The sequence below is a fragment of the Sporosarcina sp. P18a genome (assembly GCF_002743135.1).
Taxonomy (GTDB): domain Bacteria; phylum Bacillota; class Bacilli; order Bacillales_A; family Planococcaceae; genus Sporosarcina.
This window is the reverse complement of sequence record NZ_PDYQ01000009.1, coordinates 58,789-71,252: the sequence shown is the minus strand read 5'-3', so window position 1 is coordinate 71,252 and position 12,464 is coordinate 58,789. Positions and strand designations below refer to the sequence as shown.

The following is a 12,464-nucleotide window of genomic DNA, read 5'->3' as shown; positions in this document are numbered from 1 at the left end:
TGGGGAGTGGCTTTTTTGTGTTTAATTATGTATATGAGCTAAATTTAGAGTTGAGTGATTGTAGATTTTAGTTAGTTGCTCAATAAATCATGTTAAGCGCTCTATCGTCTCGCTTACTCGCTCAATGAGGCATGGTATGCGCTCTATTGTCTCGCTTATCTGCTCAATGAGTCGCGCTAAGCGCTCTATCACCCTGCCTAACCGCTCAATGAAACATCCCAAGCGGTCTATCCCGCTTATCTGCTCAATGAGTCGCGCTAAGCGCTCTATCACCCTGCCTAACCGCTCAATGAAACATCCCTAAGCGGTCTATCCCGCTTATCCGCTCAATGAAGCACACCAGGCACACTATCGCCTTGCCACTTACCCACTATAAACCTTGCGAACCAAGCACCAATCAATCATTCCCCGTAGCGAGACGATAAAAAAATCCATGTCGGAAAGCCCATGGATTAGACAGCGAATGTTTCTATTCGAGATGATTGAAGCTGGCTAACTAATCATACGGGGTAGTAAATATCGTCTTCGCTTTCATAGCGTAATGCAATGGATAGTCCATTGTCTGACTTGAATTTAAGTGTAGTTGTGTCCAGATAACCAGTTAGAATAGAAAATGAATGGCGATCCTGTTGTGGAGGCAAAAGAGAATAGTGGATAATATCATGAATAAGCGAAGACATTTCCTCGTACGACGTAAAAACGTAATACTCATTGACCATATAAGCCGGCATACTGCTCATCTCCTAAACAAATGGAATGAAGACTTGAGCGACAGGAAAAGAAGAGTAAATGATTGTTTATTCAGCAAGTATTTCAGACTAGGCTTCAAAGATAAGACTGGAATTATACTTGCGAATAGAAGAATCATTGTACAGTTATTATATAATAAAATGCTATAAAATACTATTGAGTATTGTCGGAAAATTAAAGATGGGAAAATGGATTAATTTTTAAAATTATACATAGTTTGCATGAATGCCAACAAAGCATTTTTATCATCGTTGGATAACTTTATACCATTAAAGGACACTGGTTTTTGCAATAACTTCTCTAGTTCAATATCTTTAGACAGCTCATCACTTTTTGAAGATGAAATGGCTTGATCTACTGTTTCATTCGGTAGGTAACCTGCCAATATTAGTAACTCATTTTTATCTGCCTCCAAGGCAGCTGCTAGTGCACAAATCGTTTCACGAGAAGGGTTGTATCTACCTTTTTCCAATGAAGCGATAAAGGAGTAGCTTAGATTAGCTAGGTCGGCTAAATAACGTAAAGTCATTTGTCTTTGTTCACGTAATTTTCGTAGGTGACTTCCAAATTTGTTCAAACAGATTCCCTCCTTAACTACTTGATGACTATTATTGCAAAGTATCTACTTCTATCATAACCTATTTACTTATAAAAAGCAGGAAATACTTACCTAACACTTTTAGGTAGAAAGACTTTAAATGAAAAATCATAAAGCATTTCATTAATTTAATTTGAAAGTCTATATTACTAGTAGAGGGAATTTGAGGACAAAGTTATATATTCTATTGCTCTTACAACATTTTTAAAATACTACTATCCTCCATATCCCCAAGTTTAATAACCTTTAGTGTAATGTTCAGTGCATTGAGAATAAACTAGGACTAAAAATAGATGTCCGTGGTATTCCAAAAGTAATTGGCAGAATTAACTAATAAATGTGTTGACAAAAAGAACAAATCAATTTAACATGTGTTGTAAGGCTAAACAAATGGTTTTTTTAACCTATTTGTTTAGAAAAACAACACGAAAGTTAATGGTAAAAAGGAGGTGGTAAATAACTTGATTATAATTGAAAACGCTCTTGTAATATGCAAATGTCTGCCCTGACTTTTATCCGTATTTACAAGGTTTTCTACTTACTACCAACAGCGCCAGTGGTGAAAGACATAAACTACATTATTACGATAAAAAGATAGTGTAAAAGTTGTTAAGTAATGAAAATGTACTAATAAATTAGCATAACAGCTGCTCTAAATTCTCTATTAACATTGGTTGATCAGAATACACATACAAGGAATGTGTTTGTTTTCAAGAATTACGCATAAAAGTATAAAAATTATGATGATACGGAAAGTGTAGGTGTTGAGAATGCGTTATGAATATCGGGAATCTCATAATCTTAACAAATTGAAATCTACCTCTCTTTTATTACTTCTAAGTTCTTTATTGGTAGTAGGTGGATGTTCTCCATTGTTTGGAAGTAAAAAGAGTGGTGATTCAGCAGCCGTTGCTCTAGCTAGTGAAAAGGTCGCACCATACGTGGAAGGGAAAAGTGAAGTTCTTTCTTATGTATGGACTACTAGGAAGGAGTTATCCCTTACGTTTAATGGAATGGCTGACAAAAAGACAATGGTGGAGCTTTTGGATGCACTAGAGGAAAACAATATTCCAGCTACATTCTTTTTACCAGGTATTCGAGTAGCAGAAGAGCCCGAAATTGCCAAAATGATTTTGGATCGCGGTCATGAAATAGAAAACAACACACTAAATCAATTGGATCTTCAGAATATGAGTTATGAGGAATTGTATAAAGAAGTCAAACTCAGCAATGAAGTAATTCGAAAAGAAACTGGTATAACGCCCCGTTATGTCAGAACACGATCTGGTGAATACAATGAGGATCTTCAAGCCGTTACTGCACAACTTGGTATGGATGCCGTTATTAATTACACAATCAACCCACGTGAAGGGGATATGCAAGGAGCTAAGACAATCGGCAAATATATTGAAAGGTATATAACGCGTGGATCAATTATCTCCATGCATACGGATATTAATCCCGAGGTGATTGGAGCCATTCCGTATATCGCGAAGGCTGTTGAAAATACAGGTTATAAATTAATCCCGTTAAATGAACTAGTTAATAAAGGTACCAAGCGTAAACCATTCGAACAAATAGCCGGCTATGATCGAATTAAAATCAATCCAAACTATAGAGATATTAAACCAAATATCTTTTACGATGCACCTACAGAAGAAAAAGTGATCGCACTGACATTTGATGACTGGGCAAGCGATTACACAGTAACAAAGATTCTTGAGATCTTGAAAGATGAGAAAGTTCCCTCCACATTCTTCTTGATTGGTAAAGGGGTAGAGAAAAATCCAAACTTAGCTAGAGCAATTTATGAGCAAGGTCATGAAGTGGCTAGTCACTCATACGGTCATGAAGTAGTGACAAAAATCACACCTGAAGAACTGCAAGAGGATTTAGTTAAAGCGCATAAAGTCATTACTGAAGCGATTCAAGCAAAACCGACCATGCTATTCCGTCCAGCTACAGGTGAAATAGATGAAAAGACAGCAAAAATAGTTATGGCAACAGGTTACAAAAGCATTGCATTGTACGATATCACGCCATTTGACTGGGATATAGAAAATGATGCCGATGAAATCGTTAAACGTATCATCAACAAACGCGGAGATGGAAGTGTCATTGTACTTCACATCCTAGACGGCACGCACACTATCGAAGCCCTCCCCAAAGTTATCCATACATTACGCGAAGAAGGCTACACATTTAAACATATGACGGAGTTAATGCGAATGAAGAATAACTAAATGACAGAGGTGGTATGAATGGTGAATTCATTATACGAGCGAATCATGTATAGACAAGAAAAGATTGCAGTAGTTGGATTAGGTTACGTCGGACTACCGGTAGCTATAGCTTTTTCTGAAGTAGCTGATGTCATTGGCTTTGATGTTAGTGAAAAAAAGATTGATCAGTTATTTGCTGGTATTGACGTAACAGGTGATGTTGGGGATGAACGAGTCCGCAATACGAGTATGCTCTTTACATCAAATGAAACGGATTTGCAGGACGCAAAGTTTTTCATTGTCGCCGTCCCAACACCTATTCAGTCTGGAAACCTTCCCGACTTGAAAGCCCTTCAGTTGGCCAGCCAAGTGGTAGGTCGAAATATGAAGAAGGGGTCAGTCGTAGTCTATGAGTCAACTGTATATCCCGGAGTTACAGAGGAAGTGTGCATTCTTGAACTAGAGGCAGCATCTAACCTGAAATTCGGTACGGACTTTACAGTAGGTTATTCGCCAGAGCGTATTAATCCAGGTGATCAAGTCCACCGACTAGAGAACATTGTAAAAATTGTTTCTGGCAGTGATGAGGAAACACTAAATACTATCGCAAGTGTCTATGAAATGATTATCGAAGCTGGTGTATACCGAGCGGAATGCATAAAGGTAGCAGAAGCGGCAAAGGTTATCGAGAATGCGCAGCGGGATATTAACATCGCATTCATGAATGAACTCTCCATGTTGTTCAATCAAATGAAAATTGACACACAAGCGGTATTGCGTGCAGCAAAAACAAAGTGGAACTTCCTACCCTTTTCTCCGGGATTAGTAGGTGGTCACTGTATAGGGATCGATCCCTACTATTTAACGTTTAAAGCAGAAGATTGCGGATACCGATCTAAAATATTACTTGCGGGTCGCCATATCAATGATTCGATGGCGGCATATATTTCCCAGCAAATCCTTAAGATCCTTGTACAGCAGAAAGTGAATCTGAACAATATCAAAGTAGGTGTATTAGGTCTTACTTTTAAAGAAGATTGTCCTGACTTTCGTAACACAAAAGTACTCGATATTATCAACGAATTAAAAGAGTACGGAATCGAGCCAATTGTCGCAGATGCATTGGCGGATCCCAAAGCCGTTAAAGAAGAGTGTGGTATCACGCTTGTCTCCACAGAGGAATTCAAAGGATTGCATGCAGTCATTGTAGCAGTGCCACATGAAGCATATAGAGGACTCACGTTGGAGGACTTCCAGCAAATGTTCGAAACGGATACTACTCAACTACTGGTGGATGTTAAAGGAATCTACGAGAAAAAAGAATTTGAAGATCAGAATATCCGGTATTGGAGTCTATGAGAAAGGTGTGGAATTATGGTGAAAGAAAAATCAAATGCTAAAACAGTAATTAGACACACTAGTGAATCGACCCTTCTTCCAAACGTCCCAATACTGCAAAGAGATGACGAAGGTAAAATGGTCGAAACAAATCGCCTGTTGAAGAATTCCTACTCATGTAATTTTACTATCACAATGAAAAATAAAAATGTTGGTAAAAAAATGAAAACAAAAGCGATTGAATTATCCAAGACAGACCTACTTGTCGACTTCGACCCATCTATGAATTCACTGAAAGCCGGCGATGTAGTAAACCTACGTTTTAAAATTCCTAAAGGAACGATGGAAGAAGGATACGAGTCGACAGTGAGGATCCGTGGAACAGTTAGTTGGCAGGAAGTGAAAATGCCAAATGACGAAATCACTTGGAAGATGGTCTTTACATTCGTCGAGTCACTAGATTTCTACTTCCGGAGAACGAAGTGGAAGTTTATCACAACCTTCACCCTTGCCAGTCTCTTACTTGTTGCATTCTTTATTGTATTGATGCGCATTGAAAGTCTAGTCTATTTTAAATTTAATAAGTTTATTTACTTCTATAGTTTGATTGCAGCTACATTTTTGCTCACTCGATATATATTTGGAGCTTTCTATAGGAATGTACCAATCAATTCTAATTATCGTCCAGGTGTCTCCATTATTATTCCGGTTTTTAATGAAGAAGAGTGGATTCATAAAACGATATATGGTTGCCTGAATCAAAACTATCCAATCGATAAGTTGGAGGTAATCGTCGTAGATGACCAGTCTACAGATCTCACAGTCGAAAATATCTGGAAAGCAGTAGAAAGGTTAGAACAAGAAGATGAAGTATACAAAATCAAAGAACGTTTACAAGTATACGTAATGTCGCAAAACGGCGGGAAACGCAAAGCATTAGTAGATGGCGTGGCAATGGCCAAACATGATCTTGTTGTTTTTGTCGATTCAGATAGTTTCTTAGAACCAAATGCCATTCTGAATTTAGTCCAACCATTTCAAGATCCTAAAATGGGTGGCGTTGCAGGACGCACAGATGTGGAAAATAAATATGTAAATAGTATTACAAAATTACAAGTTGTCCGTTACTATATCGCTTTTCGTGTCATGAAAGCAGCAGAATCTTACTTCGATTGTGTCACTTGTTTATCGGGTCCATTATCTTGTTATAGAAAGTCTCTGATTCTCGACCACCAAGAGGATTGGCTTAATCAAACTTTCTTAGGTCATCCAGCGACTTTCGGGGACGATCGCAGTATGACCAACTATATTTTACAAACACACCGCACCGCATACCAAGATAGGGCCATCTGTTCAACAGTTGTCCCAGATAAATTTGGCGTGTTTTTAAAGCAACAAATGCGCTGGAAACGCTCTTGGTTACGTGAATCACTACGAGCAGGAACATTTATTTGGAGGAAAGAAGTATTTATGGCTTTGTTCTTTTACGTAGGACTGATTGTACCAATTGCTGCACCAGTCGTCGTATTGTACAACTTACTCTATGTGCCGCTGTTTTACGGTATATTCCCCACCACCTTCTTGCTGGGACTATTTCTCATGGCCTTCATGATGAGTGCCGCCTACTTGTTCTTTAAGAAAAGTAGTCTGTGGGTCTTCGGATTTGTCTTCGTTTTGATGTATGAAGCCGTTCTATTATGGCAGATGCCTATTGCATGGGTGACATTCTGGAAATCTACTTGGGGAACACGCGATACGCCACAAGATATTGAAGCGCGCGATAAGAAGTTGGGCAAGAAGTTGAAAAAAGATCCTCTAACTATTAAATCATAACTATATGAGTTTGTAGATAAGGAGAATGACGTATGAAACGAAAAAGTGATGAAATATTAGATTATGAAAAGAAAAACCGACGGAAAGTCAGACGATCAATTCTTCAATTAGGTATTTTATTGGTCATTGTATTTCTTGTGTTCCAAGCGTTTGTTGAAATGAATCGTTATGATGCATTGAATAATGAAAAGTGGAAGAACAGGCAAGGTTTTATAGCCCTTTCATATCCAGGTGTATCAAGGGGTGGATCAGATTCTCTGTTTGCAAAAAAGCAATTGCAACGGCAGTTGGAAGCGTTGAGAGAACAAGGATATGAGACGATCTCTCAACAAGATATTCTGAATTTCTACAAAAACAAGAAACCATTACCTGAGAAAGCATTATTTCTTGCATTTGAAGATGGACGTACAGACACGAGCGTTTACGTCAATCCACTGTTGAAGAAGTATAACTACAAAGCGACATTGCTCTCTTTCGCCAACAAGTTAGATGAGAACGATAAACGTTTTCTTCAACCTTCACACCTAAAGCAAATGCAAAAAAGTGGGTTTTGGGAATTAGGTAGTAACGGTAACCGCTTAACATACATCAATATCTTTAATAAGGAAGGCACATTCTTGAATATTCGTGATGATGAAGAAGTGCTAAGTAAAGATAAAATCGAATCGTACAATCACTTTTCGATGGACTTCATCCGCGATCAATATTTGATTCCAAGTGAGAATCGATTGGAGATGGAGAAGCGCATCACAAATGATTACAAAGCGATGCGCAAAATCTATCAAGAAAAATTGGGTGCTATTCCTGGGGTCTACATGATTATGCATGCAAATGGTTTGTATAATACAGCAAACAAATTGGTTACAGACGTCAATGACAAAGAGATTAGAAAAACATTTGACATGCACTTTAATCAAGAAGGAAATGCACTTAACACTAAAGGAAGAGAATTATATAACCTAACCCGCGTTCAGCCAAAACCATCTTGGTCTACGAATCATTTACTCATGAAAATACAAAATGATACAATTCAAAAAGTAGATTTCGTAAAGGGTAACGAAAAACAAGCCAACCAATGGAAAGCAATTGAAAGCGCAGCGGAATTTCGTGATAGTCTAATCACCCTTACTTCAAAATCAAGAAAGGCTGGAAAACTGGTACTGAAGGAGAATACCGCAAAGGATATACAGTTTACAGGAAAAGTGGGGGGGAGTATCGAGGGCCAACAATCCATTTTCTTACGACATAGCGATAATGGCGACTCTTACGTGAAAATTACAGTTGAAAATGATTATTTAGTAATCGAGGAAAAGGTAGAGGGACAATTGAAAGAACTACTTGTAAAAAAGTCCATACCAAAAGTTGAAATCGTCCAAACAACAAATAATGAAAACCCCACTTCACGAAAAGAAGATAAAGCACGGAGTGAAGGACTGCCTAATGAAAAAAGCATAGACATCAAACTTCAGAATAATACATTAAACATCAGGTTAAATAACAAAAAAATTGTAAGTAATCTAGAAGTCAATCAAGACATTCAAGCTGGAAAGCTAGCACTGGGTTCTACCTGGGTACCGGGAGACTTCAATGATCCAATTCATGATGCACAGTTCAGTGAAGTGACGATTGCTTCATTAGCGGACAGTGGTGTTGAGCAGACGACCTTGTTCACAAATGAAATACAAAAGCCACAGCAACTGATGTATACATTTGTTGGTTCTATCAAGTCAGCAATGAACTGGGTAGTCGATAACTTCTAATAACCGGCATCAGTTGAAAAGGCGGGATTTCAATGCTTACTAATAAAAAAATACTATTCATGATGATTTCCTGCCTCTTTTTTTGTGGATGTCAGGATAAAAAACAGCAAACCGTAGAATTATCCATTCTAGATGAATTGGAACTTTCGGCTTGGGTGACTGAGTGGCAGTGGCAAAGTGGAGTGGGAGACCTCCGACAAGTTCAAGGTCTAGATAGGGCACAGGTTTTTGCAGCCTATTTTGACGGGGAGGATCACATATATTTACGGGACAAAATGGACGATGCCATTGGTGCTATGAAAATACTATCAAAGGAACGTAATATCCCACTCGATTTAACCATTGTTAATGATCAGTTTCTGCCTGATGGAACGGTCGTTCACAAAGACTCCGAACTAATTGGACGCTTGGTAGAAACGCCGGAAAGTCGTAAACGGCATATTGATAATATTTTGGAATACATCAACGCCTATCAATTTGAAGGGTTAGAACTAGATTATGAAAATGTAGATGGGGAAGATCTGCCAAACTTGCTTCAATTTTATAAAGAATTATATGATGTTCTGTTTGCACAAGGAAAGCCATTGCGTATTGTATTGGAACCCAACTTAGACGTCGAACAATACAATTTTCCTCTAGGGCCAGTCTACGTCATGATGGCCTATAACTTATTTGGCGGCCATTCAGGTCCAGGGCCAAAAGCAGACGATGAATTCATCCGCAAAGTAGTAAGTAAAATGAATACCCTTCCTGGGCAACCAGTTATCGCATTGTCGGCTGGCGGTTTTAGTTGGCAACATGGAAAGGATGAAACGAAAACCCTCACTGAAAAAGAGGCAGAAGAACTTGCTAGAAAAAGTGAGGTGAAGCCCATACGAGATCCATCTAGTGGCGGTATGTACTTTGATTATCAAGATGAACACGGTGATACGTACACAGTTTGGTACGGAGATCAGCAAACCTTGTATCAATGGATGAAAGTTGCGGCTGAAGAGGGACAAATGAGAGTTTCCCTATGGCGAATGGGTGGAATGGAAGACTCCACATTGAAATTCCTAAATAACGCAGTCAATTATAAAGCGAAAGTGAAAGGAGAAAACGAGATGTTTGCCAATCATATAAAAGAACTCAGGAAACAAATGAACCTGACGCAAGCTGAATTGGCTGAGCGGGTGGGCATCGGCCGTACAGCTTTATCCAAAATAGAGAATGGTGCTTACTATCCAAGTGCTAAGACCATGAAGAAAATATCGGATGTGCTCAATAAGCCAATTGGCGAAATATTTTTCAACACTGACATTTCGTAAAGGTGCGTAAAACTAGTACGTATAGTTGAGTTCTAGTGGGAGTCGTAATGCAATCGAAGGGAGTGAAGATTTGTGAAAGTATATATAGCTGATGAAAAGATTAAAATGCCTATAGCAAACGAAGAAGTAATCAGTAGAAAAGATATAGAAATTCCTATTCACTCAAAGTCGGTGCGACTTACTATTGTTCGGGCTCCGGAGGGATATGGAAAGACCATGTTGCTAAGTAAATCATTCTCCCAACTAGCAGATTCGACGGCTTGGCTCACATTAGACGAAATGGATAACGACCCCATTCGTTTTTGGACCTATGTGATTACGTCATTAGAGAAAAGCGGCAATATGATTCATGCAGAAAAGTTATTGTCTTTCATCAAAACAAGTCCGCCCTATTACATGATTGTCGATATGCTGTTGAATGAACTAAATGCTCAACGAAGAAGAGTTACACTGATTCTAGATGATTATCATATGATTACGAATCCTGTCATTCATAACATGATGAACCAATTCATCGATTCTTTATTGCGTCATATAAAGGTTCTCATAACAAGCCGAAATGAAGTGCCGTTATCCGTTTCCAAGTGGCGGACAAAGGGCTGGGTGTACGAAATCGGTATCCAACAACTGCAATTCCAATTGAATGAAATCCGAGAGTTTTACGACAAGCGTTCTTCACTATCGAGATATTCAATATTTTTCTACGAGCAAGTATTACGTATTACAGAAGGTTGGCCTTTAGGTATTCAATTGATAAGTCTCATCGGATCATCAGAAGATCCCCAATGGAATGTGGAGGGATCTTCCGTCCTATCACCTGTCGTAGCAAATTACTTATTGTATGAAGTATTGTGCAGTCTCACTCCCTTCATGCAAGACTTTCTCATGCGTACATCGGTATTACAATATGTAACACCCGAAAGTTGTAATCAGTTATTGAATCGTAATGATAGTGAAGAAGTCTTGAGAGAAATAGAAAAGAGAGGTTTGTTTCTTAATCAGTTAACAGACAGTCAACTGACGTACACATACCATAGTCTATTTTCAATTGCCTTACAGAATGAAAGACGTCGACATTTTTCGAATGACTGTATAAATGAGGTTTATGTTAAAGCAGCACATATCCGCTATGGACAAGGCGATTATGCAACAGGAATTGAGTTGGCGATTAAAGGGGAGTTATTTGATGTAGCTGATCGTTGGATTAAAGAGAATCTGGTAAACATCATTTTATCCAAACAGACCGAGACATTCATGCGATGGATGTTGATACTACGTAAAAGCTCTTTCGAACTCCATGCGGAGACGCTTGCAGTATATGCGTTCAATCTAGCCATTCAGTTTGAAATGGAAAAAGCGGGATTGATTATTCGAGAGCTTGACCGTAGGGATCAAAAAACAGGTTGGAAAAAGGAAGACCCGTTAGAAGATGCCACACTAATTTTAGACATTGTAAAAGTGTTTATGTTGTTTACACGGGGTGGTCCGACAGAGAAAAAAGACTTAGGTTTGCAAGGGAGAATTACCAATCATTCATTTTCCGCTGATTCGCGATGGAAAAACGTATCGATGACGTATAACCACTTTCAATCTCAATTGCTAAGAACTAGTTTAGGCAATAGAGGTGGACTACACTCTATCAAACGACTGTCTACATTGAATGACGTCTTACGTACTGATAAATTCCTTGCTCATAATTTGGCAGGATACAGTCAGGGTCTACAAGCGGAAGCCTTCTATGAAATGAATCTATTATCCGAATCCACACATTATATGAAAAAGGCTATGGAATATACTGATCGTCATAGTGATGCAGGCTTGTCTATACCCATGTACATTCTACAGGCTAAAATGTATATGGCTAATCAGCAGTTCGTTAAAGCTCAGGCCATATTAAACCACGCGATGGAATCAACGGTTAATACTAACTGGCAATGTATTTTAATTATAATGAAAGCACTAGGCTATATTCGTGAAGGATCCTTCGATCGGGCAGAGATTGAATTGAACAGATCATATAATTTAACACATCGGCAAGCGAAATTTGATATGGAGTTCAGGGTGCTTGTGCAAGCGCGACTGCATATGGCCAAAGGCAATACGCGAAAAGCCCTTTATTGTATTGATCAAGTTACGCAAGAAGCAAAAGAAGCATTGCATATAGCAACTACTATCGAGGCAAAGATATTGCGGTCCATCTGTATGTGGAATAACAACAAAAAAAGGCTGGCAATCGATATACTTCATGAAGCATTGGAATTAGCGGTAAAGTTGGGCTTTAAACGCATGTTTTTGGACGAAAAAGCATTGAATCCAGTGCTAATGAGTTATATAAAAAGTCGAATGAACTTTGAACAACCGCATTGGAAGACAGTTCCGCTTGTCTTTGCACAGTCGTTACGGACGGATCATATCACTCATCGTGCGGCTGCTCATCAAAGTAGTAAACCCAATTTAACTCCCCGCGAGGAAGAGTTGATTAAGGCACTCGCAACCGGCTCATCCAACAGAGAGATTGCGGAACAGCTTTTTCTTTCGGAAGGAACCGTTAGAGTGTACTTATCGAAAGTCTATAAAAAACTCAATGTTAGCTCACGGACTCAAGCAATACTGCAAGTCAAGGATTGGCAGTAGAACAAAATATACTACTATTGAT

8 protein-coding genes are annotated in these 12,464 nt (G+C 38.7%); 6 read left to right on the top strand and 2 right to left on the bottom strand.

The features are described 5' to 3' along the window. Positions 1-500: 500 nt before the first annotated feature. Together CSV75_RS15670 and CSV75_RS15665 are read right to left on the bottom strand one after the other, a co-directional pair. Positions 501-731: a hypothetical protein gene (locus CSV75_RS15670; protein ID WP_099637340.1), complete on the bottom strand. Its 231-nt coding sequence runs from the start codon at positions 729-731 to the stop codon at positions 501-503. A gap of 212 nt (positions 732-943) precedes the next feature. Continuing rightward, on the bottom strand, positions 944-1,327 hold the full coding sequence (locus CSV75_RS15665) for a helix-turn-helix domain-containing protein (RefSeq protein WP_099676559.1): 384 nt from the start codon (positions 1,325-1,327) through the stop codon (positions 944-946). Positions 1,328-2,220: 893 nt separating this feature from the next. Here CSV75_RS15665 and CSV75_RS15660 point away from each other — a divergent pair. The 6 genes from CSV75_RS15660 (at position 2,221) to CSV75_RS15635 (ending at position 12,442) form a co-directional block, all read left to right on the top strand. After that, a complete protein-coding gene (locus tag CSV75_RS15660; protein ID WP_233191694.1) occupies positions 2,221-3,591 on the top strand; it encodes a polysaccharide deacetylase family protein in 1,371 nt (456 codons plus the stop codon). An 18-nt stretch (positions 3,592-3,609) separates the two neighbouring features. Further along, positions 3,610-4,929, top strand: a complete 1,320-nt coding sequence (locus CSV75_RS15655) for a nucleotide sugar dehydrogenase (RefSeq protein WP_099676557.1) — start codon at positions 3,610-3,612, stop codon at positions 4,927-4,929. A gap of 15 nt (positions 4,930-4,944) precedes the next feature. Continuing rightward, positions 4,945-6,741, top strand: a complete 1,797-nt coding sequence (locus CSV75_RS15650; protein WP_099676556.1) for a glycosyltransferase family 2 protein — start codon at positions 4,945-4,947, stop codon at positions 6,739-6,741. 32 nt (positions 6,742-6,773) lie between these two features. Further along, a complete protein-coding gene (locus CSV75_RS15645) occupies positions 6,774-8,501 on the top strand; it encodes a polysaccharide deacetylase family protein (protein ID WP_099676555.1) in 1,728 nt (575 codons plus the stop codon). Between the two features lie 32 nt (positions 8,502-8,533). Continuing rightward, complete coding sequence (locus tag CSV75_RS15640; protein WP_099676554.1) at positions 8,534-9,808, top strand: helix-turn-helix domain-containing protein; 1,275 nt, start codon at positions 8,534-8,536, stop codon at positions 9,806-9,808. Between the two features lie 72 nt (positions 9,809-9,880). Further along, positions 9,881-12,442: a helix-turn-helix transcriptional regulator gene (locus CSV75_RS15635; RefSeq protein WP_099676553.1), complete on the top strand. Its 2,562-nt coding sequence runs from the start codon at positions 9,881-9,883 to the stop codon at positions 12,440-12,442. Positions 12,443-12,464: the final 22 nt, after the last annotated feature.